Genomic DNA, 25,715 nt, shown 5'->3' on the forward strand with positions numbered 1-25,715 from the left:
CTCTTTAAAATAATGATAACTGATTTTGTTCAGGCAATGACTCCAGACAGCCTTGTTTATCAAGGTATTCAAGGATGGTCTTCGAAACCTTCCCCCGTTGTTGTAGGTCTTCTTTCGAGAGGAATTCACCATTCTTGCGTGCGTTGACGATATTGATGGCAGCATTCGTTCCAAGACCAGGTATTGAATTGAAAGGCGGTATCAAAGTATTTCCTTCAATTAAGAATTGATCAGCACTTGATTTGTACAAATCCACTTTAGCGAACGCATATCCGCGTTCACACATTTCCAAAGCTAGTTCAATAACCGTCAATGTATTCTTTTCCTTTGTGGATGCATCCAATCCCTTTACAGTAATTTCTTCCATTTTGGTTTTTATTGCTTGCGGCCCCCGTGTCATGGCATCGATTTCAAAATCATCGGCACGCACTGTGAAATAGGCTGCATAATACAATAAAGGCAGATGCACTTTAAAATAGGCTATCCGGACAGCCATTAAGACGTATGCTGCAGCATGGGCTTTCGGGAACATGTATTTAATCTTCTTACATGAATCGATGTACCATTCCGGCACCTCATTTTTCCTCATTTCCTCTTCAAACTCCTCCGAGAGCCCTTTCCCTTTACGTACAGATTCCATAATTTTGAACGCTAGGGATGGATCGAGTCCTTGATAAATCAGATAAACCATAATATCATCACGACAGCCTATAACCTCACTTAGTGTGCATATCCGGTTGTGGATCAGTTCCTGTGCATTGCTCAGCCACACATCGGTACCATGAGAAAGCCCTGAGATCTGAACAAGCTCGGAAAATGTCGTAGGTTTCGTATCTTCAAGCATCTGCCGGACGAAACGCGTTCCAAATTCGGGAATGCCGAGCGTACCCGTTTTACACATGATCTGTTCTTCTGTAACTCCTAAAGATTCGGTACTGCTGAATATTTTCATTACTTCAGGATCATCTGTGGGAACGGTCTTTGGATCGATGCCGCTTAAGTCTTGAAGCATCCGGATCACAGTCGGATCATCATGTCCAAGGATATCTAGTTTCAAAATATTATCGTGAATGGAATGAAAATCAAAGTGAGTTGTTTTCCATTCGGAATTCCTGTCATCAGCAGGGAATTGAATAGGTGTGAAATCATAAATATCCATATAATCAGGTACAACGATTATTCCGCCTGGATGCTGTCCTGTCGTCCGTTTCACCCCAGTACAACCGGCAACAAGTCGATCAGTCTCAGCTCCGCGCATATGGATGTTATTATCAGCGGAATACCCTTTTACATATCCATAGGCTGTTTTTTCAGCGACAGTACCAATCGTTCCCGCACGATATACATATTCTTCACCGAATAAGACTTTAGTGTAGTTATGGGCCTTTGGCTGATATTCACCAGAGAAGTTCAAATCGATATCAGGAACCTTATCTCCTTTAAATCCAAGGAAGGTTTCAAACGGGATATCATGCCCGTCTTTTGTATAAGCTATGCCACATTCGGGACAGTCCTTATCTGGGAGGTCAAACCCCGAACCTACAGAACCGTCATTGAAGAATTCGGATTTCTTGCACTCCGGACATACATAATGTGGCGGAAGAGGATTTACCTCCGTAATTTCAGTCATCGTGGCAACGAAAGATGATCCAACCGATCCCCTTGAGCCAACGAGATAACCATCATTCAATGATTTTTTTACTAGTTTATGAGAAATTAAATAAATAACGGCAAAACCGTGGCCAATGATGCTTTTCAATTCTTTCTCAAGACGGGCTTCCACGATTTCCGGCAGGTTCTCTCCATAGATCTTCCTTGCCATGCCATAACTCATCTCACGCATCTCTTCTTCGGCACCTTCAATTTTAGGTGTATATAGCTCATCCTTGATTGGCTTGATTTCATCAATCATATCAGCGATTTTATTGGTGTTGGTTACCACGACCTCTTTGGCTTTCTCTGAACCAAGGAAGGAAAATTCCCGTAGCATTTCATCAGTTGTCCGAAAATGTACGTCAGGAAGCTTATGACGATTCAGCGGGTTTGCTCCACCTTGTGAATTTACAAGGATTTTCCGGTAAATTTTATCATTCGGATCCAAATAATGTACATTTCCCGTCGCTACGACTGGCTTATCCAATTTTTCACCAAGCTTGACGATATTGGAGATGATCGTTTCTAACGATTTATCATCCCGGACATATTCAAGATCAATCAGATGCTGATATACTTCCTTCGGATGAATTTCAAGATAATCGTAGAATTCTGCGATTTCGACGACTTCCTCAAACCCCTTCTGCATCATCCCTTCAAAAACTTCCCCTTTATCGCATCCCGATCCGACCAAAATTCCTTCACGATACTTTTTAAGTTGTGAACGCGGTATCCGGGGAACACGATAAAAATAATCGATGTGCGATATTGAAATTAACTTGAAAAGGTTTTTTAAGCCAGCCTGTGTTTGCGCGATCAACGTACAATGGGATGGCCGGGAACGCTGATAAGCGTTTCCTTTACCCATATTGTCATTAAGCTGATCATGATGGGTAATCTCTTTTTCCATTGCATCCTTCAGCATCTTCAGCATAAGGTAACCTGTAGCTTCGGCATCATAAATGGCCCTATGATGCTGGGTCAAATCAATATCGAACTTTTTACATAATGTATTTAACCGGTGGTTTTTAAACTCCGGATATAAGAAACGGCCAAGTTCCAATGTATCAAGAACAGGATTGGAAGCTTTAGGATATCCCATGTTTTTATAACCTATATTCAAAAAGCCCATATCGAAGGCTGCGTTGTGGGCAACAAGGATCGCATCGCCTGCCCAGTTCTTGAACTTTTCTAGTACTTCCGAGACTTCTGGAGCATTTTCCACGAGATCATCAGTGATTCCAGTCAAGTCTATCGTCGTATTGGATAATGGGTGATGCGGATTCGCAAATGACTCAAATCTATCAATGATGTCCCCGTCACGAATTTTCACTGCAGCAAATTCAATGATCGTATCATAAACAGCTGACAGACCAGTCGTCTCTACGTCAAACACAACGTAGGTGGCATCTGCCAAAGGAATATGCGCCTCATTATAAACAATGGGCACCCCATCATTCACAAGGTTCACTTCGACGCCATAAAGGATTTTAATACCATTCTTTTTCCCGGCACTATAAGCTTCAGGGAATGATTGTGCACCTGCGTGATCCGTAATGGCAACAGCCTTATGCCCCCACTTGGCAGCCTGGGCAACAAGAGCAGAAGTAGGCGTCACTGCATCCATCTGGCTCATCGGGGTATGCATATGCAGTTCTACACGCTTTTCACCTTCAGGTGCCTTATCCTGCCGTCCTTGTTTAGAAATTTCATTTATATCATTTGCGATCATTACCAGGTCACGTACGAATGTATCATTTTGGATACTGCCTTGGGCACGTACCCACATCCCTTTTTTCACTCGGGCAAGTATGGCAGCATCCTCTTTATCACGCGAAAACATTTTGACTAATATTGAGCTTGTATAATCCGTGACTTTAAATGTCAAGAGGCTCCGTCCGCTGCGTAACTCACGGACTTCTGCATCAAACACGAATCCTTCGACAGCAATCCTGCGTTCTTCATCGATAATCTGTTCGATTCTGCGGAAATCCGCATCTTCTTTAATCGTATAGCCAATTTTAACCGGTCCTTCGTAGACGCCTTCGTCGCCGCCTTTTTCCGATTCTTTTTTCTGCATTTCCACTAAGGCAGCAAGTCCCTTTTCCGCGTCTTCCTTTTGTTTCTCTTCTAAAAACTTCTGGTAATCAGGATTCGAAACCGTTTCCTTCACTTCCGCTTCCAGAGTCAACGGGGGAAAACCGAAAGTTTGGTAGATATTCGAAATGATGCCGGAGTACTTACGTTTCAATTGGCCAGCCTCCGTATCATTCCGGGCGCTTACGATAAGTTTATATCCATTCACTGCGGGCTCTTGTTCATTCAGAAGTGACAACAGGGCTGGAGACATTCCTTCAAGCTCGCCAATGCAGTTTTTCCAATATTCTTTTACCAATTGTTCCGTCACTTGCGGATTGGCCACATTTAAGTTGAACGTTACCTTCGCAATATGGGAAAACGTACTTGCTAATTGAGTAGCAAGTCTTGTATGAACACTGCAAGGAATTAATGCAGGTATATTAAAGGCAAAATGCCATTTTTTGGACTCCCTCTCGATTGAGAGTTTATCAATTTCGGCACCTATGAAATAATTCACAAAGGCATCCTCAGTCAAGTCCATTTGCTGGAGCAGGAGTTGAAATCTCTCTCTACCGCTATTTGGATTTTGATCCATTTCCTCTCTCCCCTATCTACTATCTCTAAGATATTATTCATTATCATTTTCACTATGATATCAGAGGCTATTATAACATATCACGAGTGTTTCACTAGTATCTAAATCCATGAAAAAAAAGGCATCATCCAATTGAATGATGCCTAATTCCCCAATTTTTAAAATTACCCAAGTATTTCTTGAAGCTTTTGAATAAGTTTAGCTCTTTCTATTTCAAGAACCTCACCCGTTTTACGGATTTTCACTTCGACGATTCCCTCGGATGCCTTTTTACCGACCGTCACCCTGACAGGAAGACCGATCAGGTCAGAGTCGGCAAATTTTACGCCAGCACGTTCTTGACGATCATCCATAAGAACATCCATGCCTTGTGCCTTTAGATCATTATACAAATCTTCTGCCAGGACAGCCTGAGCCTCATCCTTCATATTGATTGGAATCAAATGGACTTGGTATGGTGCCAAATTCACTGGCCAGACCAATCCTTTTTCATCGTTGAATTGTTCAGCTACAGCTGCAAGCGTACGTGAAACACCAATTCCATAACAGCCCATTATCATAGGCTGAGACCGTCCATTCTCATCTAGGAATGTCGCATTCATAGCTTCGGAATATTTTGTTCCCAGCTTGAATACGTGGCCTACCTCAATTCCTTTGGCAAATTTAATTTTTCCGTTTCCGTCCGGTGATGGGTCACCCTCTTGAATGAAACGAAGGTCTATAAAATTGTCCACGTTAAAATCACGAGTGGGATTTACGTTCATATAATGATGGTCCTCTTCATTTGCACCACAGATTCCATTAACCATTGCTTCTACGGCAACATCGGCTATCACTTCCACATCAGAAGTGACATTGATTGGTCCAAGGGATCCAATTGCACATCCTAAGACTTCTTTCGTTTCATTCGGATCGACCAATTCAACGATTGAAGCGTTATAGAAATTCTTCAGCTTGATATCATTGACTTCATGATCCCCTCGTACCAATACAAGCACATACTTTTCATCCACTTTAAATAATAGCGATTTGATTAGTTTCTCTGCATCTGTATTTAAGAATGAAGTCACGTCTTCAATAGATTTTTGGCCAGGTGTATGAATTTTTTCAAGTGCAATTTGTGCTTCGGAACTTTTTTCATATTTTACACTCACCGGTGCCATTTCAATATTCGCTGCATATTCGGAAGTATCAGAATAGGCGATGGTATCTTCCCCTATTTCGGATAGGACCATGAATTCGTGTGTATCCTTTCCGCCCATCGCCCCAGAATCAGCAATGACGGCACGGAAGTCCAACCCACAACGGCTAAATATATTTGAATATGCTGCATATATATTTTTATAAACAACATCCAGGCTTTCTTGATTGGCATGGAAAGAATAAGCGTCCTTCATGATGAACTCACGTCCACGCAACAATCCGAAACGCGGTCTTTTTTCATCACGGAATTTGGTTTGGATTTGGTAAACCGTTAAAGGAAGACGCTTGTATGATTTCACCTCATCACGAACTAAGCTGGTTATCACTTCTTCATGTGTGGCACCTAGCGCAAATTCACGGTTATTGCGGTCCTTAAGGCGCATCAACTCTGGACCATAGGTATACCAGCGTCCAGATTCCTGCCAGAATTCAGCTTGTTGTAAAGCAGGCATCAATAATTCTACTGCACCAGCATTCTCCAACTCTTCCCGAACGATCGCTTCAACCTTTTGAAGCACCTTTTTTCCAAGCGGCATAAAACTGTAAACCCCGCTGGAGTTTTGTCTCATAAATCCTGCACGTAATAGAAGCTGATGACTTTTGATTTCAGCATCTGCAGGCACTTCTCTCAATGTAGGGATTAACGTCATACTTTGTTTCATATCTGCACCTCTTCAATATTTCCTTTAAATTAAACTGCGGCTGCGGTAAAATTCATACTGCAGCATGAATACGGTCATATCATACAAAAAAGTCTTTCTGCGCTATTCAGAAAAGCTAATTTAATATACTCATTCTCGATTATACTTACGATTTCCTTAGAAAACAAACTATTTCCCTAAAACGGTTAAAAAACTAGGAAATGACTATTCCTTCTTGGAGATAAGAAACAGCCAACAGAAAAATCTGCTGGCCTGTTTTACCTTATCCAAACATGTCTTATAAGAAGAACCGCTGAATGTCATTCCATGTAACGACTATCATCAATAACATCAGCAAAGCAAAGCCGATGAAGTGAACCATTCCTTCTTTTTGGCGATCGATCGGTTTTCCTCTTAAGAATTCGACAACAAAGAATAACAGTCTTCCTCCATCCAATGCCGGTAGCGGCAGCAAGTTCATGATTCCCAAGTTAATGCTCAGCAGCCCTGCCCATTTCATTAACGTGAATAAACCTTGTTTCGCTACTTCTTCAGTTGATTTATATATTCCTACAGGACCGGATAGGCTGTCAATTGTAAATCCACCTGTTACGAGGTCACCAAGGATGATGAAAATTTGTTTTGTCCAAAAATATGTTTCCGTAAAACCGTATTGTATAGCTTTAATCGGTGCTTTTTCAACTGGAGGGTAAACTCCGATAATCCCGATTTTCTTGCCATTCCTCTCCACTTCTTGTGGAATGACCGGCACTTCTAACGTTTTCCCGTCCCTGTCCACGACAAACTCGATCTCTTGCCCAGGGTTCTTTTGAATGCTTTCCTGAACATCTTCCCAAGATGAGACTTCCGTCCCTTCTATGGATTGAATGACATCACCAGATTTTAACCCGGCATTAACAGCCGAACCGTCTGCAGTCAGCTCACCAAGTTTCGCTTCATCCACCACGACCCCTTGAAACAGGCCGATCAACACAAAAATGACAAAAGCCAAAACAAAGTTCATTGCTGGTCCAGCTACTATCGTCAGGAAACGATGCCCAAGCGACTTTGAAGCAAATTGCCGGTCATATGGAGCAATCTGGTTCTCTACACCATTTTCAACGATTACCGCTTCTTCATGAATGGTAAACGTTTTTAGATTATCTTCCTCACCTTCTTCATAACCAGTAAGGATAAGCTTATGATCAAGGTCAATCACTTCAACTTCCACAAGACGAATATCAGGATATTTATCTTTATTGTTCAAAATGATTTTTGTAACATTCTCTTCATTATCAAACATCAATCCTACTCGATAGCCGGGCTTCAATTCTATATTCTCTGCATCTTCACCAGCCATGCGCACATACCCGCCCAGCGGAAGCAATCGAATGGTATAAACGGTTTCCTTCTTTTTATATGTGAATACTTTTGGGCCGAAACCGATTGCGAACTCACGGCATAAAATTCCGGCACGCTTTGCAAACACTAAGTGTCCAAGCTCATGGAAAAATACAAGAGCGCCAAAAATGATGATGAACGCTATAATCGTTTCTAAAGTCTGCATGTTCCGGTCACCTATCTTTCACTAAAGATTCTATATACTGCCTTGTCATATTATCCACTTCCTGAATCGTTTCTAAATCCGGAAGGGCCATCACGGAATGCTGATTCAGCGCTCTTTCAATTAACGTTTCAATTTCAAGGAAGGATACCTTTCCAGATAAGAAAGCAGCGACTGCCGCTTCATTGGCGGCATTCAGCACGGTAGTCATCGTTCCGCCCATTTTACCCGCTTTATAGGCGAATTGCAAACAAGGATATCTAGTGAAATCCATATCGCTAAAATGCAGTTTGCCTGCTTCAGCCAAATTCAGGCGCTTGCGTCCTGCCAACGGAATACGGTCCGGATAAGTAAGTGCATATTGAATCGGCACTCGCATATCCGGTGTTCCCAGTTGTGCAATCACGCTGGAGTCATGAAACTCAACCATGGAATGGATGATACTCTCCTTATGTAGCAATACATCAATTTTATCGTATGGAAGATCAAATAGCCAGTGGGCCTCAATCACTTCCAAACCCTTATTCATCATTGATGCTGAATCAATCGTGATTTTAGCTCCCATTGACCAGTTCGGATGGTTCAATGCCTCTTCCACCGTTACATCCTTCAATTCTTCCCTGGTCCGATCGCGAAAACTGCCACCTGAAGCAGTAATGACAAGACGTTCTATATTTTTTTCCTTTTCACCCTGCAATGCCTGAAAAATAGCGGAATGCTCGCTGTCAACCGGAAGCAAACGAACCCCCGCTTTTTTAGCTTCACTTATGACCAAATGACCTGCCGTTACCAAAGTCTCCTTGTTGGCGATAGCAATATCTTTTTTAGCCTTTATCGCTTGAAGCGTCGGATAAAGGCCCACGCTTCCGATGACGGCATTGACCAATATTGTCGCCTGATCATATACAGCAACAGCAGACAGTCCCTCATCGCCATACATGAACTCGATATCTTTGCGGCTGAAGAATTCACTTTTCAAAACATGATAGTCTTCTTCCGTCTGGACCGAAACTAGTTTCGGTTCAAACTCTTGTATATAAGTCCTGACCAATTCTATATTCTTTCCAGCAGAAAGAGCCACTATCTTGAATTGGTCAGGATGTGACCTCACCACATCCGCTGTTTGTTGACCAATCGAACCTGTCGCGCCCAAAAGGCTGATGTTTTTCAAGTTGCTCATCTCCTAATTCATATAACACTGCCTATTTTTAGATTATAAAACATGCAATAAATGCAAAATCGGTAAAATGAATATCAAGCTATCAAGCCTGTCCAAAATTCCGCCATGTCCCGGGAGAAGCTTGCCGGAATCCTTAACCCCATAATGACGTTTATACGCCGATTGGACGAGATCCCCCAATTGGCCGAATACCCCAATGATTAATGAAATCAATAATAATTGTAATAACGTGTAGTCAAGACTCGAGAAGATGTAAAATAGCACACCCACAACCATCGCAGAAAATAACCCGCCGATAAATCCTTCCACAGTCTTGTTTGGACTTATTTCTGGCCATAGCTTCCTTTTACCAAGTGATTTACCTATGAAGTAAGCTCCGGAGTCGGTTGCCCAGATCGTGAATAGGGTAAGCAAGATATAAATCAGACCCAGTCCTAAAGCGTCACGTGTTTCAAATAGGAAGTAGAAACCCATTCCCAAGTATAAGATTGAAATCACTAAAAAGCCTGCGTCATCAAAAGTAAAACGGTTTTTAGAAACAACTGTATAAAGTAACAGCAGCAAAACCCCGATTAAGAAGACTTGCACTTTATCGTAATTTATTTCTGCTAAAAAAGCGGTATGTTCATTAGGCAATAAAAGTACCCACAATAATATATGAGAAAGTAACGCCTCAAAAGATACAACGCGTAAATTTTTCATTTTCATCAGTTCATACAAACCAATGGACCCTAACAGATAAACTGTCAGTAAAAAGGGAACTCCCCCTAAAATGACTAGTGGAATGAAGATAGCGGCAACTACGACCGCCGTTATAATTCGTTGTTTCATTATTCCATTTTCCTCGCCTTCTAAATTAAACGCCACCGAATCTTCGTGAACGTTTTTGATACTCCTCAACTGCCTGCAATAAATGCCCCTCACTAAAATCCGGCCATAGCACCTCTGTAAACCACATCTCAGTATAAGCCGCCTGCCAAAGCATGAAATTACTCAAACGGATTTCACCACTTGTACGGATCAGTAAATCAGGATCCGACAAATGTTTGGTCATCAGGTAACTGGATATAATTTCCTCAGTTGCATTTTCCTTTATTATACCATTCTTAACATCTTGAATAATGCTATTCACTGCAGATACAATCTCCCCACGGCTTCCATAGTTCAGGGCAAAATTCAGAATCATCCCATCATTATCCTTCGTGTCTTCCATTGCCCGTTTAACGGCATTTTGAGTATGTGAGGGAATGAGTGACAGGTCCCCGATCGTTTCAACTCTTACATTTTCAGAAATGAGCTCGGGTAAAAATGTCCCAAGAAATTCCTGGGGAAGCTTCATCAAAAAGTCGACTTCACTTTTCGGGCGTTTCCAATTTTCAGTGGAAAACGCATAGACTGTCAAAGTTTTGACCCCTAATTTATTGGCAACTTTCGTAATTTTACGAACGGTTTTCATTCCTTCATGATGACCTGCCACACGTGGCAATGCACGCTTTTTGGCCCAGCGGCCGTTTCCATCCATAATGATGGCGATATGCTGAGGAACATCAAACTGTTTAATATGCTGAATCCTATTAGTTACATCGGAAGAAGCATCTTTTTTAACTAAACGCTTCCATAGTGAATACATATGTTAGTCCCCCATCAGGTTGTACTTATCTCTCTACAAAGGCAAAGTTACCGTGCACTATGTATATCAAGCTTTCTGCCGCTTAAAAAGAATCTATATCATAATATCAAAAAAAAACTGGTTCTCATATTATTATTATGAAAATTATTTCTTCATTAGAAGCTAGAAAGGGAGAAATCATTACTTCTTTTTTTTCTAAAACCGGTTATGATTACCGTGAAAAATGCAAAAAAAGGACCACCTCCAACGTTTGCATGCAACATACTAACTCAAGGAGTAATCATTATCGGAGAAACCTTATTATAACAGTTTTCTCTTTTAAGCACACCTATATGTTAGAATCAAGACATGACCCAGTATGGATTCGGCCCTCTTTATTTAATCAATTCTTTAAGTAAAATTATACTTCCAAAATTTCTTTTTCTTTATCTTTTGTAATATCATCGATTTTCGTGATATTGCCATCTGTCATCTTTTGGATGTCATCAGCATAGCCACGTAAGTCATCTTCAGTGATTTCACCATTTTTTTCAAGCTTTTTCAAATCATCATTAGCATCGCGACGCACATTACGGACAGCTATTTTCGCTTCTTCCGCTTCTTTTTTAACAACTTTCACAAGTTCTTTTCTGCGTTCTTCAGTTAACGCGGGGATGGCTATCCTGATGATTGAACCATCATTAGAAGGATTCAAACCTAAGTCTGATTTCAAAATCGCTTTTTCGATTTCACCCAATACCGTTTTATCATATGGTTGAATGACTAAAAGCCTAGCTTCCGGGACAGAAATACCAGCCACCTGATTAACCGGTGTCGGCGAACCATAATAATCAATCGAGATTTTATCAAGCAATGAGGCATTTGCCCTTCCGGCACGGATGCTGGCTAATTCACGTGTATACGCTCCAATGGCTTTTTCCATTTTCGTTTTCGCATTCGAAATAACTTGTTTCGGCATCTTTTATTTCCCCCTTACAATAGTTCCAAGCGTTTCGCCTAGTACGGCTCGTTTAATATTACCTTTTTCCATAATCGAGAAGACGATCAATGGAATATCATTGTCCATGCATAGTGAGGACGCGGTCGAATCCATTACTTCTAAGCCTTCTTTAATCACATCAAGATAGGAAAGCTTATCATACTTCACTGCATTTTTGTCCTTAACCGGATCTGCATTGTATACGCCATCCACATTATTCTTCGCCATCAAGATGACATCAGCTTCAATTTCAGCAGCACGCAGGGCGGCAGTGGTATCCGTTGAGAAGTATGGATTACCTGTACCAGCTGCAAAAATCACCACTCTCTTTTTCTCTAGATGCCTGATTGCACGTCGTCTAATGTATGGTTCTGCAACTTGTCTCATCTCGATGGAAGTTTGTACACGCGTTTCAATTCCAAGCTGATCAAGGCTGTCTTGTAACGCCAATGAGTTCATGACTGTAGCCAGCATCCCCATATAATCGGCATTAGCACGATCCATGCCCATTTCGCTGCCTATTTTGCCGCGCCAAATGTTTCCGCCGCCAACCACAACAGCCACTTCCACATCAAGCTCAGCCACTTCCTTGACTTGTTCAGCAATAGATTTAATTACTGCAGGGTTAATTCCAAATCCTTCTTCACCGGCTAATGCTTCGCCACTTAATTTTAGAACTACACGTTTATATTTAGCGCTACTCATGAGAACCTCCAACTATGTAATCTTTTCATTCGTTCATCATGCTTTCTTGCAATATTACCAAAAATTCATGACATTTCAAAAAATAGGGAACACCAGAGTGTTCCCTATTATTAATTATCTGACAATTAGTCTTTTTTAACTTGGTTCATTACTTCTTCAGCAAAGTTTTCTTGACGTTTTTCAAGACCTTCCCCTACTTCATAACGAACGAATGATTGGACTTTTCCGCCTTTTGATTCAACGAATTGTCCCACTTTTTGATCAGGGTTTTTAACGAAAGCTTGTTCGTTTACACAGATTTCTTCGTAGAATTTATTGATACGTCCTTCAACCATTTTTGCAACGATTTTTTCTGGTTTACCTTCGTTAAGCGCTTGTTGAGTAAGAACTTCGCGTTCGCGATCTAATTCACTAGCATCGACTTGGTCACGAGAGATATATTTAGGGTTAATTGCAGCGATGTGCATTGAAACGCCTTTTGCTGCATCTTCGTCAGTTGTACCTTCAAGAACTGATAGTACGCTGATACGTCCACCCATGTGAAGGTATGCACCAAATGCGTCGTTATCTGTTTTAGTAACAACTTGGAAACGGCGAAGAGTTAATTTTTCTCCGATTTTAGCAACTGCAGCATTGATATGATCTGCAACTTTTTCTCCATTTTCCATTGTTTGTTCAAGAGCAACTTCAACGCTTTCAGGTTTGTTAGCAAGAAGGAATGAAGCCAAGTCTTTAACAAGTGTTTGGAATCCTTCGTTTTTTGCAACGAAATCTGTTTCTGAGTTCACTTCAAGAATAACCGCTTGGTTTCCTTCTACAACGATTGAAGTTAAACCTTCAGCAGCAATACGGTCGCCTTTGTTAGCAGCTTTTGCAATTCCTTTTTCACGTAGGAAATCGATTGCTTTTTCCATATCGCCTTCTGTTTGTACAAGTGCCTTTTTACAGTCCATCATACCGGCACCAGTTTTTTCACGCAATTCTTTAACTAATTGTGCAGTGATTGCCATAATATATATCCTCCTCAAATTAAATGCAGTTTATTCAATCTTTACCCATTTTTACCAAAAAATACTTGTTATCATCAAAGAAAATAACAGCAAAGGCAATATTCCAGAAAAGCCATCCACTTAGTCAGTCAATTTGACGGAACTAAATACTTAATGATTTCTTTTCCTTAAAAATCGACTATACCTTTTAAAAAACATTCCGTACAGTGATTTATGTACGCTTATTTAGTGCAAAAAAAAGGGATAAAAGGCATTATCCTCTTATCACCTTTTTTCTTACTGAATAAGCAACCTTTTTTGCTTATTAAGCAGTAGTTGTTTCAGTTGCTGTTTCTTCGCCTTGTTTAGCTTCTAAGATAGCATCTGCCATTTTACCTGTTAATAATTTAACAGCACGGATTGCATCGTCATTCGCAGGAATAACTACATCGATTTCATCCGGATCACAGTTTGTATCAACGATACCTACAAGTGGAATGTGTAATTTGTGTGCTTCCGCAACAGCAATACGCTCTTTGCGAGGGTCGATAACGAAGATCGCATCTGGAAGAGTCTTCATATCTTTAATTCCGCCTAAGAATTTTTCTAAGCGATCCCATTCTTTTTTAAGTTGGATAACTTCTTTTTTAGGAAGGACTTCGAAAGTTCCGTTTGCTTCCATTTTTTCGATATCTTTAAGACGAGTAATACGTTTTTGGATTGTTTCAAAGTTTGTTAAAGTTCCACCTAACCAACGTTGGTTTACATAGTACATACCAGAACGGATAGCTTCTTCTTTAACAGATTCTTGAGCTTGTTTTTTAGTACCAACGAAAAGAACAGTTCCACCGTTAGCAGCTAGTTCTTTCACGAAGTTATAAGCTTCTTCAACCTTTTTAACTGTTTTTTGAAGGTCGATGATGTAGATGCCGTTACGCTCAGTGAAGATATATTTCTTCATTTTCGGGTTCCAGCGACGTGTTTGGTGTCCGAAATGCACACCAGCTTCAAGCAATTGTTTCATAGAAATGACTGACATTTTAGTTCCTCCTAAATGGTTTTGTTTTTCCTCCGCACCGATCATTTTCATACAGAAACTGTCGAAACAGCACCATCTGCAAGAATCACGGGGCGTGTGTATTAACACCATTTCATAATATACCATAATGATTCTTCTCAATCAAGTAATATCTATCTATTCATGCGAAACTTTAGTAATAGCTCTATTTCCGTTTGACCGCGACCTAACCTTTTGGCGATTTCTTCAATTGAATGACCTTGATCAGCTAACATATCTACTTGTTCATTTAATGAATGTTCATTTACCGAGGCCTTTAACATGTCCGCAAATTCTTTACCCGTCGCCTTCCCCTCGTTCGGAAGGGTGGTGGCAGCTGATGAAAGTTCCAATTTGTCCTCAACTATTACGGGTAAAGCATTATCCTCATCGTCTTCAGGCATTATTTTGTAAGCGTTGGTCGCCTGCTTTTTAGCCGCGGCACTTCTTCCCTCTTTATACTCTTTCAGCATGTTTTGTTCTTGTTTTACTTCTTTATCTTTCATGGTTTCTCTAATTGCGCCATGTTCTTTTATTTTTTGATCATGCTCGGAATCCATTGCAACCGAATTGGTGAATGCCTTTACCAATATCCGGTTGTCCTGTTTCATCTTAATCAAAAAACCGGACAAAAGTTGGTCCATTTCCTCAATCATGGCTTTTTGGTCTTTTTCCACCTTACTTAAACGGTTTTGCCGAAGATATAAAACGATGATGGCGAAAATGGTGAATATATTTAATACAAACAACAGAAACATAAAAAATATTGACATGTTGCCTCCTAATTAACCGGAATAGTCAATCCAGTTTCCTTTATACGGATGGGGATCATTTTTCAATGTTGTTTTTTGGGGGATTTCTTTCTGTTTATATTTTTTTTGAGACTGTCCCTTGTCTGCATTTCTTTCTTTTTCATAGGCTGTTTTCACATACTTTGTTGCTATTTACCAGGTAGTGAGTTGTGGTTGATTTCCCCTCCAGATGCTCGCTTTCCGCGGGGCGGGCAGTGAGCCTCCTCGGCGTAAACGCCTGTCCCGCTGCTCCCGCAGGAGTCTCACACTTCCGCTCCAATCAACCTTAAATAGTTTCGTTTTAAAAACAACAATCTTTACGAAAAGAGCCTTTTCATAAAAATGGGCCGGAAGCTTTCGTTCTTCACCTACAACGGTCCTTTGTTTTCGTTCTGAATCCTTTTGGACTTGATGGGCAGCATGATCTTGTTGGATTAAATTCTTTTGTTGATTGCTCTTGGATTTTCCCTGCATCCTGTGTTCGTGGGATTGCAATTTGCATCTCAATCGCTTTTAAACTCATATGGAAACCGCCTTTCCATTTCCAATAACCAACAAAACCGAGCTGAAAGTGAGTTCTCATTGGACTTCTTAATAATATTTATGATTACCTTACAATGGAGTAAGGGACACTTGAACTGCTCTTCGTGACTAAGTTCAGTTCGAAATTCTGTGATTTCGAAACATTTATTGAAGTGATGGGTTCCTAAGTCCTTTCAGGCTGCCCCTGACTTTAAAGAAGGCATTTTTCGTTCAACCGGATCTATGATCAACAGGATGCATCTCTGGCTCCATTCCCTTTTCAAATAAAATATGATTAATTCTTTTAATTTTGCATCGAGTTTCTTAATTTATATATCGCTTTCGAGTGAATCTGGGATATCCGAGACGTAGATAGGCTCATCACTTGTCCGATTTCGGTTAATGTCAGTTCTTCTTTATAAAAAAGTTGTAAAACCAACTGTTCTTTTTCATTAAGCGTTTCTATGACTTTGGCTAATTCCACATACAGTTCTTCCCTTAAAACATGTTCCTCAGGTAAATCCGCCTTTTCATCTTTAATATGAAAATTCGTGCTTTCTTTGTCGTCTTGTTCTTGGGGATTTTCATCCATCGAAAGTACATTGGCAAAGAAATTCCCATTTAACGCAGCATATACTTCATCTTCCGGTATATTCAATTCCGCAGCAATCTCGTTTGGAGAAAGGTTTCTCATATATCGCTGTTCTAGCTTTTCTATTGCAGATTCAATTTTCTTGGCTTTATCTCTTGCACTCCGTGGAAGCCAATCCTCTTTTCTTAATCCATCTAAAATAGCACCACGAATTCTAAATGAAGCATATGTATCAAATTTCAGGTCACGCTTCGTATCAAAACGTTCCAGGGCATCGAATAATCCCATCATCCCTAAACTCCTTATATCATCCCGGCTCACATTTTTAGGAAGGCTTACTGAAATGCGTTGAACATGATACGATACGAGAGGGGTGTATTTCTTAACTAAAATGTCCCCAGCTTGCGGATCCCTGCAATCAACCCAATTTTTCCAATATATCTGCTCTTCTTCGATGGTCAGACGAGACATTGGACATCCTCCTTACATTATAAAAACGTCTTGTGATCAAAATTGCTCTTGAAGGCCATAAATGCAACAATAATTTGATTGCAAGTGTACCTGTCATATTTTCAGCTGTTCTTTTTAAGTAAAGCCTAATCGTTACTATATGTTTTTTGTCCCTTTATTAGCGGTCCGTATATTCAGTAAACAATCGTTCAAATTGAACTCGATCGTTCTCCCGCTATTACCGCCTATATCTTCTGCAACGACTTGAATGCGCAAGTCAGATAACTCTTTCCGGACAGCATCCACATTTCGGGGTCCTATTCTCATTAAATCTCCTCCTGAAGCAAATTGAAACATTTGCGCACCACCAGCCAACTTCGCTTTTAGGAATCGAATTCTTGCTCCTTCATTTACTAAAAGCTGCACTAATTCCTTTATCGCCGTATCTGCAAATTTGGCAGCGTTGATCTGTCCTGATTTAGCGAGTGAAGAGTCAGGCAGCATAATGTGAGCCAAACCGGCAATCCCCTTTTTTTGGTCATATACCACAACACCAACACATGATCCCAGCCCTGAAGTACGAATCGAATATGGAGGTTTTATAATATTCATATCCGCTATTCCAACCTTCACAACCTTGACCTTTATCAATTCAGTCATTAAGTGACACTCCTAAAGCGGAAAAAATGGTATCAAAAAATCCGGGATCAGGTAAAAGAAAGAAATGACCGTCAATGGATTCAGCAAAATGCTGATCTTTTTCAAGTACAGTATCAATGACAATGGCTGTGTCACTTACTTGAGATAATTCCAATAAACCATAACTGATTATGGCCCCTACCATATCAATGCTCAATGACGGTACGGATGGATAGATATTCAATCGAGTGAAATCGGAAAGTGAAGAAAGATAGGATCCAGATAAAATATTCCCTAATTTCAAAAGGCAGGAGAGTGCCAATTCGGTATAGGGTGTGGAATCTATCAAAAAGGTTCCATCACCAGTCATTTGACGAATCAAGTATTCAGCCACTTGAAGCGAAAGGATAAAAAACATACTCCCGGAAACATCTCCTTCTATTCTAAGGAAAACGCTGGCAACGACGTGATCGGCCCCGCCAGCCATTTCCATCATTTCATCAAAGGAAACGACCCGGGCATTTGGAACATTCATATCAATTTTCCTATTAAGGATGGCAGAAAGAGCCGTTGCTGCGTTGCCTGCACCTATATTGCCAATTTCCTTCAAAATATCGAGCTGAAGAAGATTGACTTTCTCAATGAACGACATGTGATTATCCTTCTTTTAACATATTTTCAGTCACTTCTAGACTTAAAGCCTTTTCCAAATTAATCAGGACGAGCAGACGCTTTTCAATTTTAGCCACTCCGCTTATGTATTCTGAAGCTAAATGTCCCACAACTTCAGGCTGCGGCTCGATACTATCCACCGGAATATCCAAAACATCATTGGCAGAGTCCACTATCAACCCAACTTCCATATCATCCAAAATGACGATGATGATCCTTGTTGATTCATCATAAGCCACCTCTTCGAAACCAAAACGTACCCGTAAATCAATGATTGGAGTGATAACACCCCTTAAATTTATGACTCCCTTAACAAACTGAACAGCCTTTGGAACTCTGGTAATATGCAGAAGCTTTTCGATACCTCTGACCTTTTCCACCGGAATGGCATATTCTTTATCCTTAATTTGAAAAACGATTACTTTCATATCCTGCGACATCCGTTCCCCTCCTTTAAAAAAACTTCATGATGACAGGTATAACCTTAACGAGAACCTGAATGCGGCACGGGCGAGCAAACATCCCATTACCTTGCCCTCTTCATCTATCATTCAATGAATCAATGTGTTGCAATCTATGATTAAAGCAACTTGTCCATCTCCAAGAATCGTTGCCCCCGATATTGCAAATGCACTTGTTAAATAATTCCCCAGTGATTTCAATACAATTTCCAGCTGCCCGATAAATGAATCAACGACTAACCCAGCTAATTTATCTCCTTTTCTTACAATGACCACAGAGAGAAACTCTTCTTCTACCTGACTGATAGGCACTTCAAAAATATCTTTCAGGAACAGAAGTGGCAGCACCTTCCCCCTGAAGTCAATAACTTGTTGATCATGGGCATTCATGATATCTTCTTTTTTTATGATCGCTGTTTCTATAATGGATGAAAGCGGTATGGCATATTTTTCGTTTTGGATTGCAACCAGCATGACAGAAATAATAGACAATGTAAGTGGAAGCTGAATAAGGAAAATGGACCCTTCGTTCTCCCTGGAATCAATCGTGACGGATCCACCGAGAGACTCAATAGTATTTTTAACTACATCCAGACCCACACCGCGCCCCGATACATCCGAAATGGTTTCCGCTGTTGAGAAACCAGAAGCGAATATCAATTCATAGATTTGTTTATCCGTTAGAGTGGCAGCAGTTTCCTTAGTTAATATCCCATTGGAAAGCGCCTTGTTCAAGACTCGCTCTTTATTGATGCCTGCACCATCATCATCGATTTCAATGAAGACATGATTGCCGCTGTGATATGCTTTTAATAGGATTTTACCATCTTCATTCTTCCCTTTCGCCAACCGTTCTTCAGGCGTTTCAACTCCATGGTCCATGGCGTTTCTTAATAAATGGACGAGAGGATCACCGATTTCATCAATGACTGTACGATCAAGTTCCGTTTCAGCTCCGATGATTTCCAAATCGACTTTCTTGTTTAAATCCCTTGCTAATTGACGAACCATTTTAGGAAAACGATTGAATACCGTTTCCACGGGAACCATCCGCATATTCAATACGATTGTTTGTAAATCACTTGTTATACGGGACATTCTTTCAACTGTTTCATGCAATTCTTGATTATCCAAATCACTAGAAATTTGATCAAGCCTGCCTCTATCGATTACAAGTTCCTCGAATAAATTCATTAATATATCAAGCCGCTCAATGTTCACCCGAATGGTCTTGCTTGATGCCGGCTTAAAGGATGCCTGTTTTTTCTTCTCATTATTATCAGTTGGGAGCTTTGCATTGGTTGTCTCTTGTTCCTGAACTTCAGCAACTTTATCCTCTTTAGCATTGGCGGTATGTCGCAAGCCTTCAAGATCAATGTCATTTATAACAACGTGACCCACTTCTGAAACCTTCATGATTTTTTTCTTTATCTCTTCACTCGATTCTTTTGATACCATCGTGACTGTAAATTGCTGATCGAACTGCTCTTCTTCCAAAACTTCAACAGGTGGGTGTGACTTGATTATTTCACCTGATTTTTCAAGCACCTCAAATACCATAAATACCCGGGCAGCTTTTAAAAGACAGTCTTCACGCAAAGCTATCGAAATTTCAAAGCTGTTGAAGCCTTGATCTTTGGACTGCTGAAGCACTGTCCATTCAAATTCATCATACTTTCCCGCAGTCATTTCCTCCTTTTCAAGAACGACAGAAGCTGCTGCAATCTCTGCACTGGATGAAGAAACTAGCGACTCTCCTTTTCCAATCAATTCCAGCTGGTGAACAACCCTCTTCACATCTCTCTTTCCATCTCCACCTTCAGCAATGGACATGACCATCGCTTCTAAATCATCAACCGCTAAAAATATCACATCAAACAATTCAGGCGTAAGGATGATTTGACTGTTTCGGATCGCATCCAAAACATTCTCCATTTTATGAGTTAAATTAGCTAAGTCCTCATATCCCATAGTTGCCGACATCCCTTTAAGGGTATGGGCTGAACGAAAGATTTCGTTCACAATCGAGAGGTCTTCCGGGTTCTTTTCGAGTACCAGCAACTGTTCGCTGCACGTTTGAAGATGTTCTTTACTTTCCTCTATAAATACCTCTAGATACTGGTTCATATCCATACAAACTCCACCTCCATATGTTAACAAAAGCTTATTATCGTTTTAGCTATTTTTTCTACATCCTCTATGCAATCTATTAAATTGGTTTTGATTGCCGCTTTCGGCATACCAAAAATGATTGATGTCTCCTGTGATTCGGCTATAGCTTTTAAAGGACCACTTTGCTTCAGCTTAATAAGCCCCGCCGCCCCATCCATGCCCATCCCGGTCATGATAACGGCTATTTTCGCAAGATCCTTCATTTCACTTACCGATTCAAATAGCACATCAACCGACGGCCGATGTCCATTTCGCAATTCGGATTGATCCAAAAGGACTGCCAAGCTCATTCCGACTTTTTTCACTTTTAAGTGAAAACCTCCAGGTGCGATGTAGGCGACACCTTTTTGTATCAGTTCACCCTCTTCTGCTTCCTTCACTTTAATCTTGCATAATGAATTCAGGCGTGTTGCCAAAGATTTTGTAAAACCGGGGGCATGTGCTGGACAATGAGTATGGACGCATCAATATCTAGTGGGAGTTCCGTCAAGACGGTCTGAAGCGCTTTTGGACCTCCAGTAGATGTACCAATGACTATTATCTTCCTGTTTCTATAGGACCATGTTTTATTATTTTTTTCTTTTTTTGTCGATACTATTGAATCTATTTTACTATATTTTTCCCAAAATGATGGGCTTATCTCCATATTCAACGCATTTTTTTGTAGTTTGTGAACATTTGCCCTGCTGGCAGCCATAACTTTTTCAAGGAGTTCTGTCTTAATTTTATGTATATCCAATGAAATGGCACCTGTTGGTTTAGCCACAAAGTCAAAAGCTCCACTGTCCATGGCAGCAAATGTATTTTCCGTTCCTTCTTTCGTTGTGCTCGATAACATGACTACAGCGGTTGGACATTCATTCATGATCCGGTTTAATGCTTCCAATCCGTCCATAACCGGCATTTCTACATCCAAAGTCACTACATCGGGTTTTAAAGCCTTTATTTTATCTAAAGCATCTCTTCCATTCCTGGCAGTCCCGATGACTTCAACTCTGCTATCTTCTGTTAAAAACTCTGAAATTAACTTTCTCATAAACGCAGAATCATCCACTATCAGCACTTTTACCATATCCATGAAAGGAGACCTACTTTCCAAGAAAATATCTCTTCATATTTCGGAGGAAATGGCTTCTTTGCAAAGTCAATTCTCCCCCAAATGAATGATTTGCATATCTTGACGCAATGTCCATAATAGCTTTGGAAACATCTGCTTCAGAATCGAAAAGAATGAAGGGCATTTGTTTGGTAACAGATTTTGATACTATTCCATCGTTTGGTAAGTACCCTAGAGCAACTGTTTCCAGACCCAAAAATTTCACTAGTGCATTTTGGAGCCGCTTAATCGCTTCTTTACCGTCCTTACTCGTAAAAACCCTATTGCAAACAAGGAACAACGGAACCTCTTTATTTACTGAATTAATATATTTCATTACGGAGTATGCATCCATGATAGAAGTAGGTTCAGGCGTCGTGATAACGACTAATTCATCCACACATAACATGAATTTCATAGAATCCTGAGTAATACCTGCTCCCATGTCAAATAAAATATAATCGTAGTTCGCCAACAATAAACTGAATTCTTCATTAAAACGGGTATACTTATCTTCATCAAGTGAAAAGAGATTCGTCAGTCCCGTTCCGCCGTTAATGATTGAAATATTCCCCGGTCCTGCTGTGATGATATCCTTTAAACTACAATCATTTTCAAAGAAATCGATAATACTGTAGGGGGAGTGTTCCCCAATCAAAATATCAATATTCCCCATACCAATATCCATGTCGAACAACAGGACCTTTTTCCCCCTATGGGATAAGGCAATGGAAAAATTCAAGGAAAAGTTTGATTTTCCCACTCCTCCTTTACCGCTTAAAACGGCAATCGTCCTGGACATTGATTGATTATGGCGGGCTTCCAATCTTCTCCGTAAGTTCTCAGCTTGATCTTTCATATTTTTTAGCCCCAAAAGCCATTTTCAAAAGCTGTGATGATGTAGCTATTTCCATATCGTCTGGCACATTCTGTCCATCCGTTATATAAGCGGCTCCTACTTTATGAGAGTGTATAAAATTGAATATCGCCCCGAAAGTGGAGGTTTCGTCCGCTTTTGTAAAAATGACCTGTTTAATCGGTATGGTAGCAAACTGTCGATAAATATCTTCCATATCCTTTTGTTTTGAGGTTAATGACAACACTAAATAGGTTTCCATCTCATCTGTAAAATGAATAATTTCATTAAGATCCTTGACGTATTGCGGGTTACGGAAATTCCTCCCGGCCGTATCTATAAAAACATAATCATAATGGGAGAAACGTTCAGTCGCCCTTTTGAAATCCTCCAAATTATAAGCGACTTCGATCGGAACGTTTAAAATCTTCGCATATGTCTTAAGCTGATCTATTGCAGCAATCCTGTAAGTATCCGTCGTAATGAATGCCACCTTCTTATCATGCTTCAACATGGTTTCCGCAGCTACTTTTGCTAAGGTCGTTGTCTTTCCCACACCTGTTGGACCAACAATATTAATATATTTTTTTTGGAGCCCGGGTTTTCCGTTTTCAACCTTTTCCAAAATACCGAACATGGCTTCCTCCAACCAAACTTGAATCTCTTCATCCGTTGATTGTTGTTTGTAAACGAACCATTTCTCAAGTAGTACATCCATGATTTGGGACMGAAGTGATATATCTACTTCTTGCTCCATTAGGTAATCGTGGATTTTCTGCAGTTTCCCCGGATATTCTCTATCAGGTGAATAGATTTGTATACTCTTGATCATATCTTTCAAACCTTCTATTTCTTTTAATAAATCGGCATTTTCCTTATTTCCTTCATTAATATGACTTGCCATTTTCGGCTTCGATGGCAACTTCTTCGATTTCTGTTTCACTATCGTTTCGATAGGCTGGGAAACCGGATCTATGGCTGCAATGACTTCAATACTCCTCTTTTTGAATAATCCTAGGAAACCGCCATTATACACAGCCTTTGAACTTAAGATGACCGCATCACTGCCTAGTTCCCCCCTTATTCGCTTCATCGCCTCGTTCATTGATGGTGCCAAATATTTTTTTACCTTCAATCGATATTCACCACCCCTACACTTTGTACTTCTACATTCGATTCTAGTTCATTGTATGAAAGAATCGGTACATTTGGAAAATAACGTTCAGTTAATTGCCTGGCATACATCCTTACCGCAGGAGAGCATAGTAAGATCGGTTGGTGATCCATTAACGTCAGCTCTTCCAATTTGGCTGCAATTGCCTCCAATATGGATTGCGATAAAGTTGGATCCAATGATAAAAAGTTACCATGATCGGTTTGCTGCACACCATCGGCAATGGTCTTTTCCACTTTCCCCGATAATGTTATGACTTTAATTCTATTTTCATCCGCAATAAAAGAATCCGTTATCTGTCTGGCTAAATTCTGCCTTACATATTCAGTCAGCAAATCTGTGTCAGTCGATAACTTTCCATAATCAGCAAGTGTTTCGAAAATGACCGGTAAGTTCCTTATAGAAACTTTTTCCTTCAATAATTTTGCCAATACCTTTTGAACATCACCTATAGACAAGGGATTCGGAGTGACTTCCTCTACTAGTATAGGTGAGGATTCATGGAGGTGATCGATTAATTGTTTCGTTTCCTGCCTGCCCAATAGTTCCTGTGCATTGGCCTTTATGACTTCCGTCATGTGTGTGGATACTACACTTGGCGGGTCTACTACCGTATAACCCATCATCTCCGCATGTTCTTTCATTTCATCCGTGATCCATTTGGCTGGTAAACCGAAGGATGGTTCTATCGTATCGATTCCTTCTATTGACTCATCCTCGTTCCCTGGACTCATGGCCAGGAAATGATTAAGGAGCAACTCCCCCTTTGCCATGACACTTCCTTTAATTTTCAGCCGATACTCATTAGGATTCAACTGAATGTTATCACGTATTCTGACGACAGGAATCACGAGCCCCAATTCAATTGCAAGCTGCCTGCGAATCATGACGACCCGGTCCAGCAGGTCCCCGCCTTGGTTGGCATCCGCAAGTGGAATCAAACCATATCCAAACTCAAATTCGATCGGGTCGACATTTAAAAGGTTAACGACGCTTTCTGGACTTTTCATTTCATCCGTTTCCAGCACTTCTTCCATTTCTTGTATTTCACTTTCGTCCTGCTGTGGTATCCTTGAAATCGTATAACCTCCAACGACTAATAAAGCAGCAATCGGCATGGTGAATAAGTCGGAAATGGGAGTGAATAATCCTAAAAGGAAAATGGTCGCTGCTGTCAGGTAAAGCATTTTAGGAAATTGAAATAACTGTTCAACAATATCCGCTCCGAGGTTTCCATTTGAGGCAGCCCGGGTTACAACGATTCCCGTAGCTGTGGAAATCAATAAGGCAGGTATCTGACTTACGATACCGTCACCAACCGATAACATAGAAAAATGTACGGCGGACTCTCCAAAACTCATGTCCAATTGCATGATGCCAATGATCATACCAAAAATCAAGTTAATGATGACAATGATGATTCCTGCTATGGCGTCACCTTTAACAAACTTACTCGCTCCATCCATGGATCCATAAAAGTCTGCTTCGTTACTTATTTTTTCCCTTCTGGCACGTGCTTCGTTTTCGGAGATCATCCCAGCATTTAAATCTGCATCAATGGCCATCTGTTTCCCTGGCATCGCATCCAGCGTAAATCTTGCGGCAACCTCCGAGACCCGTTCGGATCCTTTCGTGATGACGATGAAATTGATGATGACCAAAATGATGAATACAACTAATCCAACAAGCACGTTTCCTCCGACTACAAACGAACCAAAGGTTTCTACAACTCCACCAGCATCACCATATGTCAAAATGGCACGGGTCGTCGAAACGTTCAACCCCAGCCTGAACAATGTAAATAAAAGAAGCAAGGAAGGAAAGATTGAAAATTCGAGAGGTTCTTTCATATTCATCGTAGTCAATAGAACCAGCAGCGCAAGAGAGATATTTAAAAGGAGTAAAATACTTAACAACCAAGTTGGCAATGGAATGACCAACATGGCAACGATCATAATGACGCTCGAAATAACAACTAAATCTCTTGCTCGCATGTTTTTTCTCTCCTAACTAGC

At 40.5% G+C, this 25,715-nt stretch carries 21 protein-coding genes and 1 pseudogene; all 22 read right to left on the bottom strand.

The window, feature by feature from the left end; translation table 11 throughout:
• Positions 1-4: 4 nt before the first annotated feature.
• Complete coding sequence (locus tag AC1DVK_RS00155) at positions 5-4,327, bottom strand: PolC-type DNA polymerase III (protein ID WP_125161959.1); 4,323 nt, start codon at positions 4,325-4,327, stop codon at positions 5-7.
• A gap of 164 nt (positions 4,328-4,491) precedes the next feature.
• Positions 4,492-6,192, bottom strand: coding sequence for a proline--tRNA ligase (locus AC1DVK_RS00160; RefSeq protein WP_477625631.1), 1,701 nt, complete (start codon positions 6,190-6,192; stop codon positions 4,492-4,494).
• 277 nt (positions 6,193-6,469) lie between these two features.
• Positions 6,470-7,738 (bottom strand): RIP metalloprotease RseP, encoded by a 1,269-nt coding sequence (gene rseP / locus AC1DVK_RS00165; RefSeq protein WP_089362493.1) that lies wholly within the window; start codon positions 7,736-7,738, stop codon positions 6,470-6,472.
• A 7-nt stretch (positions 7,739-7,745) separates the two neighbouring features.
• Complete coding sequence (dxr, locus tag AC1DVK_RS00170; protein ID WP_061462437.1) at positions 7,746-8,906, bottom strand: 1-deoxy-D-xylulose-5-phosphate reductoisomerase; 1,161 nt, start codon at positions 8,904-8,906, stop codon at positions 7,746-7,748.
• Between the two features lie 42 nt (positions 8,907-8,948).
• On the bottom strand, positions 8,949-9,746 hold the full coding sequence (locus tag AC1DVK_RS00175; protein ID WP_061466022.1) for a phosphatidate cytidylyltransferase: 798 nt from the start codon (positions 9,744-9,746) through the stop codon (positions 8,949-8,951).
• A 25-nt stretch (positions 9,747-9,771) separates the two neighbouring features.
• Positions 9,772-10,545 (bottom strand): isoprenyl transferase, encoded by a 774-nt coding sequence (locus AC1DVK_RS00180; protein ID WP_477625632.1) that lies wholly within the window; start codon positions 10,543-10,545, stop codon positions 9,772-9,774.
• A gap of 400 nt (positions 10,546-10,945) precedes the next feature.
• Positions 10,946-11,503: a ribosome recycling factor gene (gene frr / locus AC1DVK_RS00185; RefSeq protein WP_061462435.1), complete on the bottom strand. Its 558-nt coding sequence runs from the start codon at positions 11,501-11,503 to the stop codon at positions 10,946-10,948.
• 3 nt (positions 11,504-11,506) lie between these two features.
• Entirely contained in the window at positions 11,507-12,229 is a 723-nt protein-coding gene (pyrH, locus tag AC1DVK_RS00190; protein WP_061462434.1) for a UMP kinase, read from the bottom strand.
• Positions 12,230-12,354: 125 nt separating this feature from the next.
• Complete coding sequence (gene tsf, locus AC1DVK_RS00195) at positions 12,355-13,239, bottom strand: translation elongation factor Ts (protein ID WP_089362491.1); 885 nt, start codon at positions 13,237-13,239, stop codon at positions 12,355-12,357.
• Between the two features lie 304 nt (positions 13,240-13,543).
• The gene (gene rpsB / locus AC1DVK_RS00200; RefSeq protein WP_056526825.1) at positions 13,544-14,257 is read right to left on the bottom strand and encodes a 30S ribosomal protein S2; all 714 of its coding nucleotides are present in this window, start codon (positions 14,255-14,257) and stop codon (positions 13,544-13,546) included.
• A 152-nt stretch (positions 14,258-14,409) separates the two neighbouring features.
• On the bottom strand, positions 14,410-15,048 hold the full coding sequence (locus tag AC1DVK_RS00205; protein ID WP_477625633.1) for a hypothetical protein: 639 nt from the start codon (positions 15,046-15,048) through the stop codon (positions 14,410-14,412).
• A 139-nt stretch (positions 15,049-15,187) separates the two neighbouring features.
• Entirely contained in the window at positions 15,188-15,346 is a 159-nt protein-coding gene (locus AC1DVK_RS00210; protein ID WP_477625634.1) for a hypothetical protein, read from the bottom strand.
• A gap of 84 nt (positions 15,347-15,430) precedes the next feature.
• Complete coding sequence (locus tag AC1DVK_RS00215; RefSeq protein WP_176431884.1) at positions 15,431-15,589, bottom strand: hypothetical protein; 159 nt, start codon at positions 15,587-15,589, stop codon at positions 15,431-15,433.
• 303 nt (positions 15,590-15,892) lie between these two features.
• Entirely contained in the window at positions 15,893-16,651 is a 759-nt protein-coding gene (locus AC1DVK_RS00220; protein WP_477625635.1) for a FliA/WhiG family RNA polymerase sigma factor, read from the bottom strand.
• 135 nt (positions 16,652-16,786) lie between these two features.
• Positions 16,787-17,290 (bottom strand): chemotaxis protein CheD, encoded by a 504-nt coding sequence (locus AC1DVK_RS00225; protein WP_089362487.1) that lies wholly within the window; start codon positions 17,288-17,290, stop codon positions 16,787-16,789.
• Positions 17,283-17,921: a chemotaxis protein CheC gene (locus AC1DVK_RS00230; protein WP_477625636.1), complete on the bottom strand. Its 639-nt coding sequence runs from the start codon at positions 17,919-17,921 to the stop codon at positions 17,283-17,285. The genes AC1DVK_RS00225 and AC1DVK_RS00230 overlap by 8 nt, the downstream gene beginning before the upstream one ends.
• Positions 17,922-17,925: 4 nt before the next feature.
• Positions 17,926-18,381, bottom strand: a complete 456-nt coding sequence (locus tag AC1DVK_RS00235) for a chemotaxis protein CheW (RefSeq protein ID WP_317776799.1) — start codon at positions 18,379-18,381, stop codon at positions 17,926-17,928.
• 111 nt (positions 18,382-18,492) lie between these two features.
• Positions 18,493-20,535, bottom strand: a complete 2,043-nt coding sequence (locus AC1DVK_RS00240; RefSeq protein ID WP_477625637.1) for a chemotaxis protein CheW — start codon at positions 20,533-20,535, stop codon at positions 18,493-18,495.
• Between the two features lie 20 nt (positions 20,536-20,555).
• Positions 20,556-21,652: pseudogene (locus AC1DVK_RS00245) on the bottom strand (protein-glutamate methylesterase/protein-glutamine glutaminase).
• Between the two features lie 10 nt (positions 21,653-21,662).
• Positions 21,663-22,529 carry a MinD/ParA family protein gene (locus tag AC1DVK_RS00250; protein WP_477625638.1) on the bottom strand — a complete coding sequence of 289 codons (867 nt, stop codon included), beginning with the start codon at positions 22,527-22,529 and terminating at the stop codon, positions 21,663-21,665.
• On the bottom strand, positions 22,513-23,661 hold the full coding sequence (gene flhF, locus AC1DVK_RS00255) for a flagellar biosynthesis protein FlhF (protein WP_477625639.1): 1,149 nt from the start codon (positions 23,659-23,661) through the stop codon (positions 22,513-22,515). Before flhF ends, AC1DVK_RS00250 begins: the two co-directional genes overlap by 17 nt.
• Positions 23,658-25,694 carry a flagellar biosynthesis protein FlhA gene (gene flhA / locus AC1DVK_RS00260; protein ID WP_477625640.1) on the bottom strand — a complete coding sequence of 679 codons (2,037 nt, stop codon included), beginning with the start codon at positions 25,692-25,694 and terminating at the stop codon, positions 23,658-23,660. Before flhA ends, flhF begins: the two co-directional genes overlap by 4 nt.
• Between the last annotated feature and the right edge of the window lie 21 nt (positions 25,695-25,715).

It is taken from the genome of Peribacillus sp. P4_B1 (genome assembly GCF_056402395.1).

Bases quoted from the DNA above. Each gene is read 5' to 3' on its own strand.
- AC1DVK_RS00175 (WP_061466022.1), bottom strand. From the start codon at position 9,746: ATGAAACAACGAATTATAACGGCGGTCGTAGTTGCCGCTATCTTCATT.
- AC1DVK_RS00180 (WP_477625632.1), bottom strand. From the start codon at position 10,545: ATGTATTCACTATGGAAGCGTTTAGTTAAAAAAGATGCTTCTTCCGAT.
- AC1DVK_RS00220 (WP_477625635.1), bottom strand. From the start codon at position 16,651: ATGTCTCGTCTGACCATCGAAGAAGAGCAGATATATTGGAAAAATTGG.
- AC1DVK_RS00160 (WP_477625631.1), bottom strand. From the start codon at position 6,192: ATGAAACAAAGTATGACGTTAATCCCTACATTGAGAGAAGTGCCTGCA.
- rpsB (WP_056526825.1), bottom strand. From the start codon at position 14,257: ATGTCAGTCATTTCTATGAAACAATTGCTTGAAGCTGGTGTGCATTTC.
- pyrH (WP_061462434.1), bottom strand. From the start codon at position 12,229: ATGAGTAGCGCTAAATATAAACGTGTAGTTCTAAAATTAAGTGGCGAA.
- AC1DVK_RS00230 (WP_477625636.1), bottom strand. From the start codon at position 17,921: ATGTCGTTCATTGAGAAAGTCAATCTTCTTCAGCTCGATATTTTGAAG.
- AC1DVK_RS00205 (WP_477625633.1), bottom strand. From the start codon at position 15,048: ATGTCAATATTTTTTATGTTTCTGTTGTTTGTATTAAATATATTCACC.
- tsf (WP_089362491.1), bottom strand. From the start codon at position 13,239: ATGGCAATCACTGCACAATTAGTTAAAGAATTGCGTGAAAAAACTGGT.
- flhA (WP_477625640.1), bottom strand. From the start codon at position 25,694: ATGCGAGCAAGAGATTTAGTTGTTATTTCGAGCGTCATTATGATCGTT.
- AC1DVK_RS00225 (WP_089362487.1), bottom strand. From the start codon at position 17,290: ATGACTGAATTGATAAAGGTCAAGGTTGTGAAGGTTGGAATAGCGGAT.
- AC1DVK_RS00155 (WP_125161959.1), bottom strand. From the start codon at position 4,327: ATGGATCAAAATCCAAATAGCGGTAGAGAGAGATTTCAACTCCTGCTC.
- AC1DVK_RS00250 (WP_477625638.1), bottom strand. From the start codon at position 22,529: ATGAAAGATCAAGCTGAGAACTTACGGAGAAGATTGGAAGCCCGCCAT.
- rseP (WP_089362493.1), bottom strand. From the start codon at position 7,738: ATGCAGACTTTAGAAACGATTATAGCGTTCATCATCATTTTTGGCGCT.
- frr (WP_061462435.1), bottom strand. From the start codon at position 11,503: ATGCCGAAACAAGTTATTTCGAATGCGAAAACGAAAATGGAAAAAGCC.
- AC1DVK_RS00240 (WP_477625637.1), bottom strand. From the start codon at position 20,535: ATGGATATGAACCAGTATCTAGAGGTATTTATAGAGGAAAGTAAAGAA.
- AC1DVK_RS00235 (WP_317776799.1), bottom strand. From the start codon at position 18,381: ATGTCGCAGGATATGAAAGTAATCGTTTTTCAAATTAAGGATAAAGAA.
- AC1DVK_RS00215 (WP_176431884.1), bottom strand. From the start codon at position 15,589: ATGAGTTTAAAAGCGATTGAGATGCAAATTGCAATCCCACGAACACAG.